This window comes from Neisseria sp. CCUG12390 (assembly GCF_047837985.1).
GTDB lineage: Bacteria > Pseudomonadota > Gammaproteobacteria > Burkholderiales > Neisseriaceae > Neisseria.
This window is the reverse complement of record NZ_CP181244.1, coordinates 1,942,951-1,962,707: the sequence shown is the minus strand read 5'-3', so window position 1 is coordinate 1,962,707 and position 19,757 is coordinate 1,942,951. Positions and strand designations below refer to the sequence as shown.

General features: G+C 55.5%; 15 protein-coding genes. 2 read left to right on the top strand and 13 right to left on the bottom strand.

Annotated elements, in window-relative coordinates; all coding sequences use genetic code 11:
* Positions 1-85: 85 nt before the first annotated feature.
* The 4 genes from rpsU to gmk form a co-directional block, all read right to left on the bottom strand.
* Positions 86-298, bottom strand: a complete 213-nt coding sequence (gene rpsU, locus ACM67E_RS09130) for a 30S ribosomal protein S21 (protein WP_003680926.1) — start codon at positions 296-298, stop codon at positions 86-88.
* A 462-nt stretch (positions 299-760) separates the two neighbouring features.
* Complete coding sequence (locus tag ACM67E_RS09125; RefSeq protein ID WP_416191139.1) at positions 761-2,917, bottom strand: RelA/SpoT family protein; 2,157 nt, start codon at positions 2,915-2,917, stop codon at positions 761-763.
* A 187-nt stretch (positions 2,918-3,104) separates the two neighbouring features.
* Positions 3,105-3,311, bottom strand: coding sequence for a DNA-directed RNA polymerase subunit omega (gene rpoZ / locus ACM67E_RS09120; protein WP_416191138.1), 207 nt, complete (start codon positions 3,309-3,311; stop codon positions 3,105-3,107).
* Positions 3,312-3,365: 54 nt separating this feature from the next.
* A complete protein-coding gene (gene gmk, locus ACM67E_RS09115) occupies positions 3,366-3,983 on the bottom strand; it encodes a guanylate kinase (RefSeq protein ID WP_416191137.1) in 618 nt (205 codons plus the stop codon).
* A 274-nt stretch (positions 3,984-4,257) separates the two neighbouring features.
* On the opposite strand from gmk, the gene ACM67E_RS09110 reads away from it, so the two are divergent.
* Together ACM67E_RS09110 and ACM67E_RS09105 are read left to right on the top strand one after the other, a co-directional pair.
* Positions 4,258-4,818, top strand: coding sequence for an adenine phosphoribosyltransferase (locus tag ACM67E_RS09110; RefSeq protein WP_416191136.1), 561 nt, complete (start codon positions 4,258-4,260; stop codon positions 4,816-4,818).
* A 298-nt stretch (positions 4,819-5,116) separates the two neighbouring features.
* The gene (locus tag ACM67E_RS09105; protein WP_416191135.1) at positions 5,117-6,964 is read left to right on the top strand and encodes a transglycosylase SLT domain-containing protein; all 1,848 of its coding nucleotides are present in this window, start codon (positions 5,117-5,119) and stop codon (positions 6,962-6,964) included.
* Positions 6,965-7,020: 56 nt separating this feature from the next.
* Here ACM67E_RS09105 and ACM67E_RS09100 read toward each other — a convergent pair whose 3' ends face one another.
* From ACM67E_RS09100 to ACM67E_RS09060, 9 genes are all read right to left on the bottom strand, one after another.
* A complete protein-coding gene (locus ACM67E_RS09100; protein ID WP_416191134.1) occupies positions 7,021-7,674 on the bottom strand; it encodes a response regulator in 654 nt (217 codons plus the stop codon).
* Positions 7,671-9,569 (bottom strand): type IV pili methyl-accepting chemotaxis transducer N-terminal domain-containing protein, encoded by a 1,899-nt coding sequence (locus tag ACM67E_RS09095; RefSeq protein ID WP_416191133.1) that lies wholly within the window; start codon positions 9,567-9,569, stop codon positions 7,671-7,673. The genes ACM67E_RS09100 and ACM67E_RS09095 overlap by 4 nt, the downstream gene beginning before the upstream one ends.
* A gap of 84 nt (positions 9,570-9,653) precedes the next feature.
* On the bottom strand, positions 9,654-11,036 hold the full coding sequence (locus ACM67E_RS09090) for a NarK family nitrate/nitrite MFS transporter (protein ID WP_416191132.1): 1,383 nt from the start codon (positions 11,034-11,036) through the stop codon (positions 9,654-9,656).
* A gap of 131 nt (positions 11,037-11,167) precedes the next feature.
* Positions 11,168-12,391, bottom strand: coding sequence for an MFS transporter (locus tag ACM67E_RS09085; RefSeq protein ID WP_416191131.1), 1,224 nt, complete (start codon positions 12,389-12,391; stop codon positions 11,168-11,170).
* Between the two features lie 81 nt (positions 12,392-12,472).
* Complete coding sequence (gene narI / locus ACM67E_RS09080; RefSeq protein ID WP_416191130.1) at positions 12,473-13,156, bottom strand: respiratory nitrate reductase subunit gamma; 684 nt, start codon at positions 13,154-13,156, stop codon at positions 12,473-12,475.
* A gap of 13 nt (positions 13,157-13,169) precedes the next feature.
* Positions 13,170-13,829 (bottom strand): nitrate reductase molybdenum cofactor assembly chaperone, encoded by a 660-nt coding sequence (narJ, locus tag ACM67E_RS09075; RefSeq protein ID WP_416191129.1) that lies wholly within the window; start codon positions 13,827-13,829, stop codon positions 13,170-13,172.
* Positions 13,829-15,385: a nitrate reductase subunit beta gene (gene narH / locus ACM67E_RS09070; RefSeq protein ID WP_416191128.1), complete on the bottom strand. Its 1,557-nt coding sequence runs from the start codon at positions 15,383-15,385 to the stop codon at positions 13,829-13,831. The genes narJ and narH overlap by 1 nt, the downstream gene beginning before the upstream one ends.
* A gap of 77 nt (positions 15,386-15,462) precedes the next feature.
* The gene (locus ACM67E_RS09065; protein ID WP_416191127.1) at positions 15,463-15,807 is read right to left on the bottom strand and encodes a cupin domain-containing protein; all 345 of its coding nucleotides are present in this window, start codon (positions 15,805-15,807) and stop codon (positions 15,463-15,465) included.
* A gap of 57 nt (positions 15,808-15,864) precedes the next feature.
* Positions 15,865-19,536, bottom strand: coding sequence for a nitrate reductase subunit alpha (locus ACM67E_RS09060; RefSeq protein ID WP_416191126.1), 3,672 nt, complete (start codon positions 19,534-19,536; stop codon positions 15,865-15,867).
* Between the last annotated feature and the right edge of the window lie 221 nt (positions 19,537-19,757).

The following is a 19,757-nucleotide window of genomic DNA, read 5'->3' as shown; positions in this document are numbered from 1 at the left end:
TATTATAACGGATTACCAAAACAAAAACACCGTCAGCACAAGGCTTGGCGGTGTTTTTGGTTTCAATGCGGCAACAGGCTGCAAATCAGTACATTTTCGGCGGCAGTTGTTGGCTGCGCAGGCGTTTTTGCAGGCGTTTGGCAGCGGCCGCTTTTTTGCGTTTGCGCTCGGTTGTCGGTTTTTCGTACGCTTCGCGGGCGCGCAGTTCGGTCAACAGACCGGTTTTTTCTACGGCGCGTTTGAAACGGCGCATGGCAACTTCAAACGGTTCATTCTCTTTTACACGGATTGCAGGCATTTTGTTTCCTTTAAAATTTCGGTTTGCGGCGGTCTGAAAGGATAGGCTGGATTTAGCTTCGCAGAAACTCACTGCGTTCGTTTTAGCTTCGCAGAAACTCACTGCGTTCGTTTTCAGACGGCCTTGATAATGGGTTTCGAGTGTATCGCTGGTGCTTAAAGTAAAGCGGGCGGGATACGCGCCGTGATGTGAACATCACCTCCTAACGGGTTCGGCTTGTTGCCGGATAGCGGCCTTTTGAAAAACAGGCAAAAGGCGGAAAAATAATTTCGCGATTATCTTACAGTTCGGCTTCGGCTGTCAAGCAAAGATAAGGATTGCGGCCGCGGACAAAGTTGCTGCGGGAGAAATAAAACTTTATCGGGCAGATTGCGGACAGTTTGTGAAAAGGCCGTCTGAAAACGGATACAGCGGATCTCGCTGACATCTTCAGACGGCCTTTGGGTCAGGCAAGTATCGGCATCAGCCGCGAATCACTTTGCGCACCTGCGGGATGGCGTGCAGCTTGTGGATGATTTCGTTAACTTGCGCCAAATCTTTTGCTTTGATGATGAAACCGAATTCGACAAAGCCTTCGCTGCCCGCGCGGTTGGACGACGGGGTGTTGACCGATTCGATGTCGGCGCCCGAGCCGGAAATCGCCTGCGCCATCAGGGCGAGCAGGCCGCGGGTGTCTTCCGATTGGATGTTGAGGCTTAAGCGGTAGCTTTGGTTGTTCAGGCTGTCCCAGCCGGCGTCGAGCTGCTGCTCGGGGTCGGATTTGAGCAGCACGCTGCAGGTGTCGCGGTGGATAATCATGCCTTTGCCCTGCACCAGTAGGGCGCGGACGGCATCGCCGGCGACGGGGTGGCAGCATTCGGCCAGGTGCACGCGGCCGGTTTCTTGGCCGTTGACTTTAATCGGGCTGAGTTTGACCTCGCTGCCGAAATGTTCTCCGGCAAGCTCGGCGATGTGCATGGCCACGGAAACGGGCTGGGTGTTGCCCATGCCGACGTTGTACAACACTTCTTCGAACGAGGTTTTTTTGTCGCTCAAATCGTTCAAATATTTTTCTTTGAGGTCGTCTGAAATCAAAACGTCTTTCGGCAACAGGCTGGACAGGGCTTTTTGCAGCAGGTTTTCGCCCAATACAACCGCATCGTGGCGGTTCATGGTTTTGATGTATTGGCGGATGGCGCTGCGGGCGCGGCTGGAAACGGCAAAATTCAGCCATGCCGGATTGGGTTTGGCGTGTTCCGATGTGATGATTTCGACCGAATCGCCGGTTTTCAGCTTGGTGCGCAGCGGCATCATGGTGTTGTTGACGCGGGCGGCGACGGTTTTGTGGCCGATGTCGGTGTGTACGGCGTAGGCGAAGTCAATCGGAGTAGAGCCTTTGGGCAGGGTGAGGATTTTGCCTTTCGGGGTCAGGATGTAGACTTCGTTCGGGAATAAATCGACTTTGACGTGTTCCAAAAATTCAATCGCATTCGCGCTGCTGGCCTGCAGGTCGAGAATGTTTTTGAGCCACTGGTTGGTGTGGAGCATGGCTTGGTCGACGGTGTTTTCGCCGGACTTGTAAATCCAGTGTCCGGCCACGCCGCCCTCGGCCACGGCATCCATTTCGCGGGTGCGGATCTGTACTTCGATCGGTAGGCCGTAGGGGCCGACCAGCGTGGTATGCAGGCTTTGGTAGCCGTTGCTTTTCGGAATGGCGATGTAGTCTTTGAAGCGGCCGGGTTTGGGTTGGTAGAGATTGTGCAGCGCGCCCAGTGCGGCATAGCAGGCGGGTACGCTGTTGACGATGACGCGGAAAGCGTAAATGTCCATCACGTCGGCGAAACGCAGTTTCTTTTGCAGCATTTTCTGATGAATGCTGTAGAGGTTTTTTTCGCGGCCTTTGATTTTGGCTTCGATATTGGCATCGACCAGACGCTGGCCGAACGCACGCAAAACTTTGCCGACTACGTCGCGGCGGTTTTTGCGGCTGTTGTCCATCGCTTTTTGCAGCGTTTCGTAACGCTTCGGATGCAGGTTTTGGAAGGATAAATCTTGCAGTTCCTGATAGGCGTTGTTCAGGCCGATGCGGTTGGCGATTTGGGCGTAGATGTCGAGGGTTTCTTTGGCGATGCGGCGGCGTTTTTCAGGACGCATCGAACCGAGCGTGCGCATATTGTGCAGGCGGTCTGAAAGTTTGACGATAATCACGCGCACGTCTTTGGTCATGGCGAGAATCAGCTTGCGGAAACTTTCCGCCTGATGTTCGGCATGGTCTTCGAATTTGAGTTTTTCCAACTTGGACAGGCCATCGACCATTTCGGCGATGGTCTCGCCGAATTCTGCCGCCATTTCCAGTTTGGAAACGCCCGTGTCTTCCAAAACGTCGTGCATGACGCCGGCGCACAAACCCTGAACATCCATGTGCCAAACCGCCAATTGGGTGGCGACGGCAATCGGGTGGGTAATGTAGGGTTCGCCGCTTTTTCGGGTTTGTCCGTCGTGGGCGTGAAAAGCGTAGGCCACGGCTTTTTCAAGCTGTTCCTGTTCTTTTGCGTTGAGATACGAGGCCGTCTGAAACAATAATTCTCGGGCTTCGGCGGTCAGTGTATCGTATGGGGCGGTAGGTAGTGGGGCTGGCATTTTCAGACGGCCTCTTTATGAATGGGAAACTTGACGGTATCGGACGGAGCGGTTCGGGAAGCGTTAAATATTATGGTTATGGGGATGCGGTCAGGGTTTTGCTTGTCTGTCAAATCAAACGAATCAAACAACCGCACCGCAGGGATACGGTTGTTTGTGTATTCGGAAAACGCGGCAGCGCGGGCGTTTATTTGTTGCGCGACAGCAGTTCCGTACCGATTTGGCCGGCGGCGATTTCGCGCAGGGCGGTTACGGTCGGTTTGTTGTTGCGGATGTCGTCGACCAAAGGCTGGTTGCCGTTTTCCAGTTGGCGCGCACGGCGGGCGGCGACAAGGGTCAAATCGAAATGGTTGGGGATTTTCGGGGTGCAGTCTTCGGTGGTGATACGGGCCATGTTGTTTGCTTTCTTTCAAATAAAATGAATCGGATGGCGTATTTTCGCTGTTTTTTAAGAATTTTCCAACAGGTTTGTAATAAAACCTTGTTGGGCGGATTTTTTCAGACGGCCTGCTTTGATGATGTGGAGCAGGTCGGCTTCGGCGGTGTTTAAATCATCGTTGACGACCACATAATCGAAATGCACCGACTGCTCGATTTCGTGGCGCGCTTTGGCCAGGCGGGTGGCGATGACTTCCTCGCTGTCGGTCGCGCGGCCTTTCAGACGGCCTGCCAAGATTTCAAAGGAGGGCGGCAGAATGAAAATGCTGCTGGCTTCGGGCAGGATGTTGCGAACCTGTTCCGCACCCTGAACGTCGATTTCCAAAATCACGTCAAAGCCCTGTTCGGTCAGACGGTTTACTCCGGCGATGCTCGTGCCGTAGTAATTGCCGAACACGTCGGCGTGTTCCAAAAAGGCTTTTTGCGCAATCAGCGACTCGAATTCTTCTTTGGGGACAAAATGATAATGCACGCCGTGTTGCTCGCCTTCGCGCGGCTGACGGGTGGTGTGGGAAACGGAAACGCGCAAATCGCTGTTGTTTTTCAGCAGGCGCGAGACCAAGGTGGTTTTCCCGGTGCCGGAAGCGGCGGAAATGATGAAAATATTACCTTTTTTGTTGTTCTGCATAGTCGGTTGCCGTGAAGATATTTTCGGGAAATTATAACACAGCATAAGGCGGATTTGGCTTTTCAGACGGCCTGAGACTTCTGCGCAATTCCTATTTCCGGCGCGCTTTGCGGATGTTGATCTGTCTGAATCATGACGATGTCTGTGCGTCCTGCCCGGCGCTTTAAAAACCGCATCTGAATCTGAAGGCGTACAGCATTCGCGGTTCCAACATCGGCGGCATAAATTTGTTACAATATGATGTTAAAAAATATTCGGTATCGGAAGACAGATTATGTTGATTCATCCTGAAGTAATGGGCGTGGACGCGCTGGCGGAGAAAATCCGCAAAATCGAAAACTGGCCGCAAAAAGGCATTTTGTTTCATGATATTACGCCGGTGTTGCAAAGCGCGGAATATTTCCGCCTGCTGGTGGATTTGCTGGTTTACCGCTATATGGGGCAGAAAATCGATGTGGTGGCCGGCTTGGACGCGCGCGGCTTCATCATCGGTGCGGCTTTGGCGTATCAGTTGAACGTAGGCTTCGTGCCGATCCGCAAAAAAGGCAAGCTGCCGTTTGACACCGTGTCGCAAAGCTATGCGCTGGAATACGGCGAGGCGACGGTGGAAATCCACACCGATGCGGTGAAATCGGGTGCGCGCGTGCTGCTGGTCGATGATTTGGTGGCAACCGGCGGAACCATGCTGGCCGGTGTCGAACTCATCCGCAAGTTGGGCGGCGAAGTGATTGAAGCGGCGGCGATTTTGGAATTCACCGATTTGACCGGCGGCCGCAAAATCCGCGAGGCGGGCGTGCCGCTGTTTACCTTGTGCCAAAACGAAGGCTGTATGTGACGGATTCGGCTGTTTGATGACAGGCCGTCTGAAAAATCAAAACTTTTCAGACGGCCTCGGCATTGTGGCGTGCCGTGTGGCAAAAAGTGTAAATATCGGTTTTCGATTCGGCTATCCGGTACAAATCATTTAGAATGTGACGCCATGCCGGGACAGCGGGTTTCTCAAATCAGGCGTCGGCCCGGCGGATGACCCAAAGAACCGTTTTGTCAGGCCGGCTGCCTGTACGGACTCTGCCGCCGCTGTTTTGCCGGACTGAAATTGAAATGACGATAAAAAACAACTGAAGAAAGACGATATGAATTTGCAACGCACACTTTTCTTTTCGCTCAGCGCATTGGCATTGGCCGTTTTGGCCGCCTGCGCTTCTCAGAACAAACCGACCGTAACCCGCGAACCTCAGGCGGAAAGCCGCGCGCCGGCTTCGATTCCTTCACGCCGCGCCGACAGCCAGTCGAAAATCTTATCCGATTTCAGCCAATACGAAAGCGCGTTGAACGCGGCCAAAAACGGCGACGATGCGTGGGCGCAGCAATATCTGGCGCAAGCGGGCAACAGTGCGATGGCGGAAAACGTGCGCAACGAATGGCTGAAAAGCCTGGGCGCGCGTGCGCAATGGACGCTGTTTGAGCAGGAATACAAAAAGCTTGAAGCGGCCGGCCGTTCGCAGGAAGTGGCATGTTATGCCGATTTGAGCAGCGGCAATTACGGCAAAGCCGCCGAATTGGTGCGTGAAACTGCGCGCCTGCCGCAGGGGTGTACGCTGTTGGTGCAGGCCGCTGCCGCATCAGGCCGTCTGAAATCCGATGACGCTTGGCGGCGCGTTCGCGGTTTGTTGAGCAACAACCAAATCACCGACGCACGCAATCTGGCCGCCGCTTTGGGCAGCCCGTTTGAAAGCGGGGCGCAGGGTATGCAGGAATACGGCTTGTTGTCGGTCATCGGCAAAGAAGCGCGCAAATCGCCTTCGGCTGCGGCAAACCTGTCGGCCATGGAAGGCAGCTTGAGCCGTGCGCAAAGCAGCTTTGCCTGGGCGGTGTTGGGGCAGCATCATGCTTATGCCCAAAACATGGCTGCCGCATTGGGCTATTACAACCGCGTGACCGACCGCACGCAACTGACCGACGAGCAATGGGAATGGTATGCCCGCGCCGCTTTGCGTCTGCAACGCTGGAGCGAATTGGCCGATGTGATTCGAGACATGCCGGCCAAACTGCAGAAATCGCCGACTTGGCAGTATTGGTTGGCACGCAGTTATGCCGCACAGGGCAACGGTTCACGTGCCAAATCATTGTATGAACAAGCCGCCGCTTCAGGCCGCAATTTTTATGCGGTGCTGGCTACCGAAGAACTCGGTGGCCGCATCAATACCCGAAACAATGTCGGTCAGGCCGACCGCAGCGATGTCAACCGCATGGCGAAAGACGGTGCGGTTCACCGCGCGCTGACGCTGTTCAAAACCAGCCAAGCCAACGGCGACGGCAAAATGCGCCGTCAGGCACAGGCGGAATGGCGTTATGCCACGCGCGGCTTCAGCGAGGACAATTTGCTCACGGCGGCGCAAGTAGCCTATGACAACCAGTTTTACGACATGGCGATTAATACCGCCGACCGTACCGACCATAAGCTGAACTACAATCTGCGCTATCTGTCGCCGTTTAAAGACACGACAATCCGCTATGCCGGCCAGGCCGGTGTCGATCCGGCATGGGTTTACGGCCTGATCCGTCAGGAAAGCCGCTTTGTATTGGGTGCGCAGTCGCATGTCGGGGCGCAAGGCCTGATGCAGGTGATGCCGGCCACCGCGCGTGAAATCGCCGGAAAAATCGGCATGAGCAGCAGCGAACTTTATACGATGGACGGCAACATCCGCATGGGTACATGGTATATGGCCGATGCCAGAAGCCGTCTGCAGGATAACGAAGTGATGGCGACCGCCGGTTACAACGCAGGCCCGAACCGCGCCCGCAGATGGCAGGCTTCGACACCGTTGGAAGGCGCGATTTACGCCGAAACCATTCCGTTTACCGAAACGCGCGATTATGTGAAAAAAGTGATGACCAATGCGGTTTACTATGCGTCATTGTTCAACGAGCCGCGAACGTCGCTGAAACAGCGCATGGGCACGGTTCCGGCACGTTATTGATGATGTGATGGTTTAGCCAAGAAGAAGGCCGTCTGAACGTTTCAGATGGCCTTGTGTCATTTTTCAGGTTCGGAAACCAAATTGTGCTGAATCGCATAAACCGCCGCCTGCACGCGGCTGCTTAAATTCAGCTTTCTCAAGATGCTCTGCACATAAGCCTTGATGGTGGATTCGGCCAGGTTCAGATGCTTGGCGATGACTTTGTTGCTGTGGCCGACCGCCAGATATTTCAGGGTTTCCAATTCGCGCGGGGTCAATGATTCCAACGCATCGGGCGTGTTTTCCTGCGCCGGGCTGATGAGCGACTGCACCAGATGCGCGGTCATTTCCGGCGAGAATACGCTGTCGCCGTTGGCGGCTTTGGCGATGGCGTTGATGAGAAAGTCGGCATCAATGTTTTTCAACAGAAATCCCTGTGCGCCCAGTTTCATGCATTCGATTAAATCGTCGCTGTCTTCCGATACGGTCAGCATCACCACTTTCTGCGACGGATTGCTGCTGAGGATTTGGCCGAGTGCTTCGCGGCCGTTCATCACCGGCATATCCAGATCCAGCAGCACGACATCGGGGTGAACCTGCTCGACCAGCTTCACGCCGCTCAGGCCGTCTTCGGCTTCGCCGATGATTTCGAAATCCGCTTCGCCCAACACGGATTTGATGCCGCGCCGGAACAGTGTGTGATCGTCTATCAAAACTATGCTTGTGCTCATTCTAAAATTCTTTCTTTTTTCGGTAGTAGCAGGGAAATCTCGGTTCGGCCGGGTCGGGAGGCCACGTTCAAACCGGCACGGATGCGTTGCGCGCGTTCAAACATGATGTTCAGCCCGACATGGCCGTTTTCGGCGAAGTCGTTCAAATCGGCGGTGTCGAAGCCGCAGCCGTTGTCTTCGATTTTCATCTCGAAATCATCGTGGTTGTGAAACGAAACGTTCACCCGCGTGGCCTGCGCGTGTTTGCGGATATTCGACAGGCTTTCCTGCAAAATGAAGATGAACTGCAATTGCTGCTCGGCGGTCAGCAGCGGGCCGTCGTCCTGCCAGTCGGTCACGGTCTCGATTTGGGTCTGCTGGCGGAAACGCGCGATGAGACGCTCGACCGCTTCATTAAATTCATTATGGGTGATTTTGGTGCGGAAGTTCAACAGCAATTCGCGCACGTCTTCATAACATTCCTGCACGCCTTCTTTGATGAATTGCAGCTTTTCATTGACTTTGGCATCCTGATTCAAGCCCGATTTGTCCAAGGCTTTGTCGAGCATTTGGATTTGCAGGTTCAAAAAGGTCAGGGTTTGGGCAATGCTGTCATGCAGCCCCTGCGCAATCAGGTTGCGCTCCTGCAAAACGGCAAGCTGGCGGTTTTCGATGCCCAGCCGCAGGTTGCTGACGGTGATACCCAATTGCCGGCAGAGCGATTCGAGCAGATGGTCGTCGCCTTTGTTTGCGCCGGCATGGCGGAAATACAGCGTCATCATGCCCAAATCCACGCCGTTGCTGCTGATTTTGAATACGCGCAGGAAGTGGAAACCGGATTGGCTGCACAAAGGTTCGGCCAATGCGTGATTTTTGGGCGGTGTTTTGTAGAAATTGACCGTTTGGCGGCCGGGCTGGCTGACCGCTTCGCCGCAGGTGCATTCTTCCAGTTTGCGGCAGGCTTCGGCGGTTTGCAGGTTTTCGGGCAGGCCGGAGTGGGCGATTAAATCCATGCGTTTGCGCTGGAAGTCGATCAGGCGGATGCTGCCGGCTTCGGCGGGAACCATATCCATGATTTTGTTTAAAAAACCTTCGGCGGCCTCGGCAACGGTCTGCGCCTGGCTCAACAGATGGCTGAAATAGTAAAGCGTTTCCAGCGTATGGTTTTTTTGTGCCAAATCATGGGTTTTGTCGGCAACCTCCTGCTCCAGATTCTGATAAAGATTGTGCAGGCGGGTACTCATTTGGTTGAAACCCTGACCGACTTCGGCAAATTCGGTCGGATTCTCAATCGAAACCTGTTTGCCGAACTGGCCGTCGTGAATCGCCGTTACGCCGTTTTGCAGATGGGTGAGCGGCAGGATAATCCAGCGGTAAAGCAGGAAAATCATGATGACGGAGCTGATGCTGACCAAGCCGAGCAGAATCAGCTGGAAAATCCGCAGTTTGTTGATGTATTGGTTGTTAACGTGTTCAATCGATTTGGCCAAGGTATCGATGGATTGGATAAACGGTGGGATTTTGGTGCGGTCGAACACCGACTGATTGTTGCCGACGGCTTGGAACCACGGCTTGATGTCGCCGCCCCAAGTGTGCTTTAAAGAGGCAAGGTTGGCCTGGACATCGCGGTCGTCGGGCAGGAACAGCGGGCGTTCGGGCACGCCGTTGCTCAGGTCTGACAAGGTTTGGTCGAAATCGCGGATATAGCGGTTGATTTCCGCTTGCGGCGCACGGCTTTCCAGCAGCAGCCCCAAGCGGTAGGTCTGCATACGCAGGCTGCCGGTGTCGTTGATGGCGGCCGCACCGCCTTCCAAACGCCACGACAGAACCAGCGTCAAAACAATGGAAACTGCTGCGGCAATCAGCCACAGCAGCGTGAGCAGTTTCAAGCGGGTGGAGAGTCTTTGGGGAAACATATGCTTCATTTATCAGATACTTCCCGCCATCTTAGCATTTTCAGACGGCCTGTGCATGAGGCCGTCTGAAAATATACGGGTAAATCAGCATTTCACTTCTGCTTGGGCGCGGGTGTAATACCACCAGTTGAGCAGCAGGCAGATGACGTAAAACGCGATAAAGCCGTATAAAGCCATGTTGACGCTGCCGGTCAGCGCGATGGACGTACCGTAGCTTTTCGGGATGAAGAAGCCGCCGTAGGCCGCAAACGCACCGGTGAAACCGGCCACCGCCGCGCCTTCCTTACCGGCATTGATTAAGGCCTGTTCGCGGCTGATGAGGCCTTGTTCCGCCAAACGCTGCTGCTGGATCAGGAAGATAATCGGAATCTGCATGAAGGTCGAGCCGTTGCCGATGCCGGTCAGCGCGAAGAGGGCGATGAAGCAGGCGAAGAACCCCCAGAAATTGCCTCCGTGGCCGTCTGAAGGCAGGAAGAACAGCACGCCGAACACGGCGATAATCATGCCGACAAACACCCATTGCGTGATTTTCGCGCCGCTTTGGATTTTATCCGACAGCCAGCCGCCGAAAGGCCGCACCAGCGCGCCGACCAAAGGACCGATAAAGGCGTATTTCACCGGATCGACGCCGGTAAACTGGCTTTTGGTCAGGAGCGGGAAACCGGCGGCAAAGCCCAAAAACGAGCCGAACGTGCCCAAATAAATGATGCACATAATCCAGTTGTGTTTGCGTTTGAAAATCACCGCCTGATCTTTGAAGCTGGCTTTCGCGCTGGCCAGATCGTTCATGCCGAACCAGGCGACGACGGTCGACAAGATGATAAACGGTACCCACACGAAGCCTGCGTTTTGCAGCCAGATTTGCTTGGTCACGCCGTCTTTGACCCAAGTCTGCGGCTCGCCGCCCAAGCTGCCGAACAAGGCGGCGGTAATCACCAGCGGCACGAGAAACTGCGCCACCGATACGCCCAGGTTGCCCAAGCCGGCGTTCAAACCCATTGCCGTGCCTTTTTCCGCTTTCGGATAAAAGAAGCTGATGTTGGCCATACTGGACGAGAAGTTGCCGCCGCCGAAGCCGCACAGCAAAGCCAGAATCAGCATGGTGGTGTAGCTGGTGTCGGGGTTTTGCACCGCCAAGCCCAAGCCGATGGCGGGCAGCAGCAGGCTGGCGGTGGAAATCGCCGTCCAACGGCGGCCACCGAAAATCGGCACCAAAAACGAATAAAAAATTCGCAAGGTCGCGCCCGACAAAGCCGGCATCGCCGCGAGCCAGAAGAGTTGGTTTTCATTGTATTGGAAACCGATGGACGGCAGGTTGATGACCGCCACGCTCCACACCTGCCAGATGGCAAACGCCAGCATCAGCGCGGGAATGGAAATCCATAAATTGCGGGAAGCGGTTTTTTTGCCGCCGTTTTGCCAAAAGTCCTTGTCTTCCGGCCGCCAGTCTTGAATCAAACGCGACATAGCGTTGCTCCTCATGATGGTTTTGAAACAGGCCGTCTGAAACCGCAAAGTATTTCAGACGGCCTTGAAAGGGTGGTTTGGGAATCAGGCCGTCTGAAAAAACACATGGAAGCATTCAGACGGCCTCAGGTTTATCCGTGGCGTTTGCCTTTGAACGAGAAGTGCATCCAAATCAGCGAAATGCAGACCGTGCCATAAAGCAGCATGAATGCGGTCGAGCGGATGCCGGTGAGGTCGAGCAGCGCGCCGAACATAATCGGCAGCAGGAAGCCGCCCAAGCCGCCGGCCAGGCCGACCGCGCCGGAAACCGCGCCGATGTTGTCGGGATAGTCGTCGGCGACGAATTTGAATACCGACGCTTTGCCCACCGCCATCGCGATACCGGCGGTAAACATCAGCAGGGTGAACACGGTGACGTTCAGGCCGATGTTCATGTTGAACGCGCCTTTGGCCGTATGAATCACCATTTCAGTTTGCGGATAAGAGAGGATGAAGAAGCATACCCACAATACCCACATCACGCCCCAAGTGACTTTATACGCGCCGTATTTGTCGGAAAAATAACCGCCCAAAGCGCGCAGCACACCGCCCGGCAGCGAGAAACAGGCGGCCAGAAACGCGGCCGTCTGAATGCTCAGGCCGTATTCGTCGATATAGTATTTGGTCATCCACAGCGACAAGCCCACATAGCCGCCGAACACCACCGAATAATATTGGCTGTAACGCAACACGCCCGGATCTTTCAACAGCAGCAGCTGCTGTTTCAGGCTGATGTTGGACGGAACGAGATGCTTCGGATCGTGGTAGCTGGTGAACCAGAACAAAATCGCCGTACCCAGCATCACCGCCGAGTAAACGGTCGGTACGAAATGCCAAGTGCCGTAAGCAATCAGGGCAGGGGCAAGGAATTTGTTGACGGCGGCACCGGCGTTACCCGCGCCGAACACGCCCATGGCAAAGCCTTGCTGTTCTTTCGGAAACCAGCGTGCCACGTAAGGCGTACCGACCGAAAACGAGCCGCCGGCCAATCCCATCATCAGGCCGATGATGAGGAAATGCCAGTATTGGTTGGCGTATTGCATCAGGAAAATCGCCGGTACGCTCAGCATCATCAGCGCGAACATCACGATGCGGCCGCCGTAACGGTCGGTCCAAATCCCCAGCGGCACGCGGATCAGCGAGCCGGACAATACCGGCAGGGCTGCCAAAATGCCGAATTCGGTTTCGGACAAGCCCAATTCGTTTTTCACCGGAATGCCCACCACCGCCATCATCATCCAAATCATGAAGCAGACGGTGAATGCGAAAGTGCTGGAAATCAGCACGGAGTAGCGTTTATGTGTTTCGGAGGCCATTGTCCCCCTGCCTTTCTTAATGGTTTGATACGGATTCGGTTTTCAGACGGCCTTGATGAAGGGAGGCCGTCTGAAAAAGAATTAACGGCGGCGCACCAACTGCCATGCGCGTCCCAAATAGCCCACGCTGGCAAAGCCGCTCCAAACGTGCACCATGCGGGTGAACGGGAAGATGAAGAAGAAGGTCATGCCCATGAAAATATGCAGCTTGAACAGGAAATTCACGTCTTCCAGATAAGTCGCCGCATCACCGCGGAAGGTCACGATGTGCTGCGCCCAGTGCATGAGTTTGACCATTTCGTGGCCGTCGAGATGCCCCATGCTGACGAAGATGGTCAGCAGGCCGAGCGATAAGGTAACCAGCAGCCAAATCAAGACCAGTTTGTCCTGCCATGAGCTGTTGGCGTTGATGCGGTCGATTTTGAAACGGCGTTGAATCAGCAGAATCAGGCCGATGAGTGCGATGACGCCGAAAATGCCGCCCATCACCATCGCAAACACCTGTTTCGCACCGTGGCTCACGCCGATGAAGTCCCAAAACCACAATGGCGTCAGCAGGCCGAACAGGTGGCCGAAAAACACCGCCAGAATCCCCACGTGCATCAGAATGCTGCCCAAGCGCAATTGGCCGTGGTAAAGCAGTTGGCTCGAATCGCTTTTCCACGAATACTGTTCGCGGTCGAAGCGTACCAGGCTGCCCAAGAAAAACACCGCCAGACAGATATACGGGTAAATGCCGAAGAAAAATTGATTGAAGGTATTCATGATTTATCCTCCTTTAAGGGCGTGCGCCAAGGCTGCCCTTGGGGTAGAACTGTACGGTTTCGATACTCGGTTTCAACAAAGGCTCTACGCCTGCGATGTCGGGACCGAACATTTCCATGGCTTCGTCCATGTCGCGCACCGGCGGCTCGACCAAAGGTTTCGGTTCGACCGGGGTCAGCGAAACGGCGGCGTTGAGCAGGGCGGCGTAAGGCGATTGCGCGGCATCCAGTTTGCGGGCGATGTGCGCGATGACGTGGACGGCATCGGCAAGGAGCTTTTGCGCGTCTTCCTCGGGAATAAACGACAGAAACTCCAGCACCGCAGGCAGGTAGTCCGGCAGCTCTTCATTGCCCAACTCAAAACCGTGGCGGCGGTATTCTTCAAGCAAATCCACCATCGCGCTGCCGCGGTCGCGGTCTTCGCCGTAAACGTGTTCGAAGAGATACAGTGCCTGATGGCGGTTGCGGTCGAAATTCAGCACATAATATTCCTGCAAGGTACGCAGCGGCGTGTTGCCCAGATAATCCAGAAAAGCCTGCAATGCTTCGCGCTTGGGGCTCAGCTCCGGCCATTCGTCCAAGGCCGTCTGAAATTCGGGCAGCGCATCAAGCAGCTCCTGTTCCGGATAACACATCAATGCCGAAAGCCATTTGAAAACCAAAGGGTTGCTCATCAATGCACTCCTTCTTCGCGGTTTTTCTCGCTGTCTTTGCGCAAACCGTGGAACACAATCGGCGCGGCCTTGCGTTTGCCGAACAGGCTTTCGCTGCTTTCGCCGCCCGAGCAGCCGTTGCCGAAGGTGAAGCCGCAGCCTTTTTCGTTGAAGGTTTCCTCCACCATTTCTTTATGGCTGGTCGGAACCACGAAGCGGTCTTCATAATTGGCAATCGCCATCACCTGATACATTTCCTCCACTTGCGCGGCGGTCAGGCCGGTGCCGTCGAGGGTTTGCTCCAGCGTTTCGCCGTGTACGGTCTGGCCACGTTTGAAGCGGCGCATCGCAATCATGCGCTCCAGCGCGTCTTTAATCGGCTCGATTTTGCCCGCAGTCAAGAGGTTGGCCAGATAACGCAGCGGAATACGCATTTCGTCCACGCTCGGGATGATGCCGTTTTCGCCGACCAGGCCGTTTTCGATGGCCGATTGGATTGGCGACAAAGGCGGCACATACCAAACCATCGGCAGCGTGCGGTATTCGGGGTGCAGCGGGAAGGCGATTTTCCATTCCATCGCCATTTTGTACACCGGCGAGCGTTTGGCCGCGTCGAGCCAGCTTTGGCTGATGCCTTGTTCCAAGGCCTGGCGTTGCACTTCGGGGTCGTTCGGATTCAGGAACACGCCCAGTTGCGATTCATACAGATCCTGCGGGTTTTCCACCGAAGCGGCCTGTTCGATTTTGTCCGCGTCATACAGCAGCACGCCCAAATAGCGGATGCGGCCGACGCAGCTTTCCGAACAGACGGTAGGCTGGCCGCTTTCGATGCGCGGGTAGCAGAAGGTACATTTTTCCGCCTTGCCGCTGGTCCAGTTGTAGTAGATTTTTTTGTACGGGCAGCCGGAAACGCACATGCGCCAGCCGCGGCATTTGTCTTGGTCGATTAACACGATGCCGTCGTCTTCGCGCTTGTAGATACTGCCTGACGGGCAGGACGCCACACAGGTCGGATTCAGGCAGTGTTCGCACAGGCGCGGCAGATACATCATGAAAGTCTGCTCGAATGCGGCGTGCATGTCTTTTTGGATGCCTTCGAACAACACGTCTTTGGCGCGTTTTTCAAATTCGCCGCCCAAGTCGTCTTCCCAGTTCGGACCCCATTCGACTTTGTCCATTTTCTTGCCGGTCAACACCGAAACAGGGCGCGCGGTCGGCGGCGTTTTCATTTTCGGCGCGTTTTGCAGATGCTCGTAGTCGTAGGTAAACGGCTCGTAGTAGTCGTCGATTTGCGGCATGTTCGGGTTGGCGAAAATATTGGCGAGGATTTTCAGCTTGCCGCCCTGTTTCGGCACCAGCTTGCCGTCGGGTTTGCGCACCCAGCCGCCGTTCCATTTTTCCTGATCTTCCCAGTTTTTCGGAAAGCCGATACCGGGCTTGGTTTCCACGTTGTTGAACCATGCGTATTCCACGCCGTCGCGCGAAGTCCAGACGTTTTTGCAGGTCACGGAGCAGGTGTGGCAGCCGATACATTTGTCCAAATTCAAAACCATGCCGATTTGCGCTCGGATTTTCATAATGGTGTTCCTTGTGTTTTGTTTTTTTCAGACGGCCTGAACGGTCAGGCCGTCAAATGAGGGTGAATCGGGCCGTTTCAGACGGCCTCGTAACCGATGTCGGGCGATGCGGTGGAAACCAGAACGCAGTCGGTTTGACCGCGGTTGACGGCACCGTGAACCGTTTGCGGCGTGCTGACGACGCAGTCGCCGCAGCGGATGATGCGGCCGCTGTCTTCACCGTCGGTCAGCTCGGCCTCTCCCTGCAACACCACCCAAATGTCCGTACCGGTAAGGTGGCGGTGGGCGGGCAGACGGGCTTGCGGCAGAATCTGCCACAACACCAATTCGCGTTCTTCATTGTGATAAATCACAGTCCGTACGGCGTCGGCGGCACCTGTCTGCAGGTAGTTTCCGATGCTGAGGATTTGCGGTGTGTTCATGTTCGGTTTCCTTGTTTTCAGACGGCCTCATGTTTCGGGAAGGCCGTCTGAAAAGTTTCAGGCCGGATCGTCCATCCAATCCACTTTGTTCATTTTGCGGACAATCACCCATTCGTCGCGGTTGGAGCCGACGGTTCCGTAGTAGTTGAAACCGTAGGCCTGTTGCGCGTAGCCGCCGATCATGTGGGTCGGTTTCAACACGGTGCGGGTCACGGAATTGTGGATGCCGCCGCGTTTTTTCGACACTTCGCCGGCAGGGGTGTGCACGATTTTTTCCTGCGCGTGGTACATCAGGATCATGGTTTCCGGAATCCGCTGACTCACAACGACGCGGCAGGCGATGGTGCCGTTGGCGTTGAACACTTCCACCCAGTCGTTATCGACCAAGCCGGCTTTTTTCGCATCAATCTCGGATACCCAAACGTGCGGGCCGCCGCGCGAGAGCGTGAGCATGCGGATGTTTTCCGAATAGGTGGAGTGGATGCCCCATTTTTGGTGCGGCGTGAGAAAATTGAGTGTGATTTCCGGATTGCCGTTCGGATATTTGCCCAAGAGTTTCTGCGTGGTTTTGAAATCGACCGGCGGTTTGTACACGCACAAATGTTCGCCGAACGCACGCATCCAATGATGGTCTTGGTAGAACTGCTGGCGGCCGGTAATCGTGCGCCACGGAATCAGTTCGTGCACGTTGGTGTAGCCGGCGTTGTAGCAGACTTCTTCGCTTTCCACGCCCGACCAAATCGGCGAAGACACAATTTTGCGCGGCTGCGCCACGATGTCGCGGAAGCGGATTTGCGTGTGTTCGCTGGCGGCGATCAGATGCGTATGGTCGCGGCCGGTGGCTTTGCCCAAGGCCTGCCATGCCTTCATCGCCACGTGGCCGTTGGTTTCCGGCGCAAGCGTCAGAATCATTTCGGCCGCATCGATGGCGGTTTCTAGTTTCGGCTGGCCTTTGCCCGCGCCTTCGTTACGAACGCCGTTGAGTTTGCGCAGGAATTCGACTTCGTGGCCGGTCTGCCATGCCAAACCTTTGCCGTTGTTGTTGACTTTTTCCAGCAGAGGGCCGATGGAAGTGAATTTTTCGTAAATCGCGCCGTAATCGCGTTCGACCACAGTCATGTTCGGCATGGTTTTGCCCGGAACCGGATCGCATTCGCCGTGTTTCCAGTCTTTCGGATCAAACGGCTGCCCCATTTCCTGCGGGCTGTCGTGCATGAGCGGGGTCAGCACGATGTCTTTGCGCATGCCCAGATAATCTTTGGCGATTTCGCTGAATTTTTTCGCCAGGCCTTTGTAGATTTCCCAGTCGGACTTGCTTTGCCACAAGGGTTGCACCGCTTCGGTCAGCGGGTGGATGAACGGGTGCATGTCGGACGTGTTCAAGTCGTCTTTTTCGTACCAGGTCGCGGTCGGGAAAATCACGTCGGCGTAGAGACAGGTCGTGTTCATGCGGAAGTCGAGCAGGGTCAGCAAATCGAGTTTGCCTTCCACCGCAGGGCGCACGGTGATTTCAGACGGCCTGATGCAGTCTTCTTCCTCGCTTAACACCGCGTTTTGCGTGCCGAGCAGGTATTTCAGGAAATATTCGTGGCCTTTGCCGGATGAACCGAGAATGTTGGAACGCCATACGAACAGGTTGCGCGGGAAGTTTTTCGGGTTGTCGGGGTCGTTGCACGCCATGTCGAGCGAGCCGTCTTTCAGGCCGTTGACCACGAAATCGGCCGGATTCACGCCTGCGGCTTCGGCGGCATCCGCGACATCGAGCGGGTTTTGCGTCAGTTGCGGCGCGGAAGGCAGCCAGCCCATGCGTTCGGCTTTGGCGTTGTAGTCAATCATCGACATGTTCGGCATTTTGTCACCGAAGCCCGGGGCAAGGATTTCGTCCACGCCCAGTTTTTCGTGCCGCCATTGGCTGGTGTGGGCATAGAAGAACGACGTACCGTTCATCTGGCGGGCAGGGCGGTGCCAGTCGAGCGCGAAAGTCAAAGGTGTCCAGCCCGATTGCGGACGCAGTTTTTCCTGACCGACATAGTGGCACCAGCCGCCGCCGGATTTGCCGATGGAGCCGCACATCATCAGCATGTTGATGATGCCGCGGTAGGCCATGTCCATGTGGTACCAGTGGTTCAGACCCGCGCCGAGAATCACCATCGAGCGGCCTTCGGTGTCGTGGGCATTTTGCGCGAACTCGCGCGCCACCTGAATCACCAGCTTCGGATCGACACCGGTATGTTTCTGCTGCCAGGCAGGGGTGTAGGGTTTGTCTTCGGAATAATCTTTGGCGGCGTTCGGATCATCCAAGCCGTGATCCACGCCGTAGTTGGCAATCATCAGGTCGAATACGGTCGCCACCAACGCGGTGCTGCCGTCGGCCAGCTGGACGCGTTTGGCCGGCACTTTGCGGTAAATCAGCTCATCGTTGTCGCTGCCGAAATAGGTGAAACCGACGTTGACCACGTCATCGGCACGCTCTTTCAGGCTCAGAGCCGCTTTCACGTCTTGGCCTTGCGCACGGGTTTCCAGATTCCATTTCTGGCTGCCGTCCCAGCGGAAGCCGACGGAGCCGTTCGGCACCATGAGACCGTCTGAAATTTCGTCCCAAGCCAATACTTTCCAATCGGGGTTTTTCTCTTCGCCGAAATTGCCGTCCAGTTCGGACGCGCGCAGGAAGTATTCCGGCTGGAAGCCTTGGCCGTCTTCTTTCAGGCGCACCAACATCGGCATGTCGGTCAGGCGGCGGACATAGTCTTGGAAATATTCAGACGGCTTGTCGAGATGGAATTCTTTCAAAATCACATGACCCATCGCCATCGCCAAGGCTGCGTCAGTGCCTTGTTTCGGTGCGAGCCAGATGTCGCCGAATTTCGCCATTTCGCCGAAGTCGGAAGATACGGCCACGGTTTTCGTGCCTTTGTAGCGGACTTCGGTGTAGAAGTGGGCGTCGGGCGTGCGCGTCATCGGCACGTTGGAACCCCACACCATCAGGTAATTCGAGTTGTACCAGTCGGCAGACTCGGCCACGTCGGTCTGTTCGCCCCATACCTGCGGGCTGGCAGGCGGCAGGTCGCAATACCAGTCGTAGAACGAAAGCGGTACGCCGCCGATCAAGCCCAAATAGCGCGCGCCGGCGGCATAGCTGACCATCGACATGGCGGGAATCGGCGAGAAACCGATAACGCGGTCGGGACCGTAGTTTTTGATGGTGTAGGCATTGGCCGCGGCCACCAACTCGTAGGCCTCGTCCCAATTCGAGCGCACGAAGCCGCCCAAGCCGCGTTGGGTTTTATAGGATTTCGCCCGCTCAGGGTCTTCCACAATCCATTTCCATGCTTCGATCGGATCTTTCGTTTTGCGCGCCTCGCGCCACAATTCGGCCAACACGCCGCGCATCATCGGATATTTCACGCGCTGGGCGGAATAAACATACCAGCTGAACGACGCGCCGCGCGGGCAGCCGCGGGGTTCGTGGTTCGGCAGGTCGGGACGGGTGCGCGGATAATCGGTCTGCTGGATTTCCCAAGTAATCAGGCCGTTTTTCACAAAGATTTTCCAAGAACACGAACCGGTACAGTTCACACCGTGGGTGGAGCGTACCTCCTTATCGTGCGCCCAGCGGCTGCGGTAGGCGTTTTCCCACTTGCGGTCTTCCGTGGTGGTGGCACCGTGGCCGTTGGCAAAAGTTTCGTGTTTTTGGGTAAAAAATTTCAATCGGTCTAAAAAGTGGCTCATGGTCGTGTCCTCACTGGCGGTGATTGCCGGATGTTTTATTGTCGATTAGCAATATAAATCGTGAGGTGCAAAACCGCCACGCGCTTAAAGCATGGCAGGAGGGGATAAAACAGCGGTAGGGATTTCCTACTTTCGGCGGTATCAGGGTGCGTAGGAAAGTAACAGCGAATGAACGGCATCAATCTGCCTACCAAGAAAAAAGGTGCGCAAATCGGCAAGAA

Coding starts and splice junctions, on each gene's coding strand:
- ACM67E_RS09095 (WP_416191133.1), bottom strand. CDS start 9,569: ATGTTTCCCCAAAGACTCTCCACCCGCTTGAAACTGCTCACGCTGCTG.
- rpsU (WP_003680926.1), bottom strand. CDS start 298: ATGCCTGCAATCCGTGTAAAAGAGAATGAACCGTTTGAAGTTGCCATG.
- ACM67E_RS09090 (WP_416191132.1), bottom strand. CDS start 11,036: ATGTCGCGTTTGATTCAAGACTGGCGGCCGGAAGACAAGGACTTTTGG.
- ACM67E_RS09125 (WP_416191139.1), bottom strand. CDS start 2,917: ATGCCAGCCCCACTACCTACCGCCCCATACGATACACTGACCGCCGAA.
- ACM67E_RS09100 (WP_416191134.1), bottom strand. CDS start 7,674: ATGAGCACAAGCATAGTTTTGATAGACGATCACACACTGTTCCGGCGC.
- narJ (WP_416191129.1), bottom strand. CDS start 13,829: ATGAGCAACCCTTTGGTTTTCAAATGGCTTTCGGCATTGATGTGTTAT.
- ACM67E_RS09110 (WP_416191136.1), top strand. CDS start 4,258: ATGTTGATTCATCCTGAAGTAATGGGCGTGGACGCGCTGGCGGAGAAA.
- ACM67E_RS09065 (WP_416191127.1), bottom strand. CDS start 15,807: ATGAACACACCGCAAATCCTCAGCATCGGAAACTACCTGCAGACAGGT.
- rpoZ (WP_416191138.1), bottom strand. CDS start 3,311: ATGGCCCGTATCACCACCGAAGACTGCACCCCGAAAATCCCCAACCAT.
- ACM67E_RS09105 (WP_416191135.1), top strand. CDS start 5,117: ATGAATTTGCAACGCACACTTTTCTTTTCGCTCAGCGCATTGGCATTG.
- gmk (WP_416191137.1), bottom strand. CDS start 3,983: ATGCAGAACAACAAAAAAGGTAATATTTTCATCATTTCCGCCGCTTCC.
- ACM67E_RS09060 (WP_416191126.1), bottom strand. CDS start 19,536: ATGAGCCACTTTTTAGACCGATTGAAATTTTTTACCCAAAAACACGAA.
- ACM67E_RS09085 (WP_416191131.1), bottom strand. CDS start 12,391: ATGGCCTCCGAAACACATAAACGCTACTCCGTGCTGATTTCCAGCACT.
- narI (WP_416191130.1), bottom strand. CDS start 13,156: ATGAATACCTTCAATCAATTTTTCTTCGGCATTTACCCGTATATCTGT.
- narH (WP_416191128.1), bottom strand. CDS start 15,385: ATGAAAATCCGAGCGCAAATCGGCATGGTTTTGAATTTGGACAAATGT.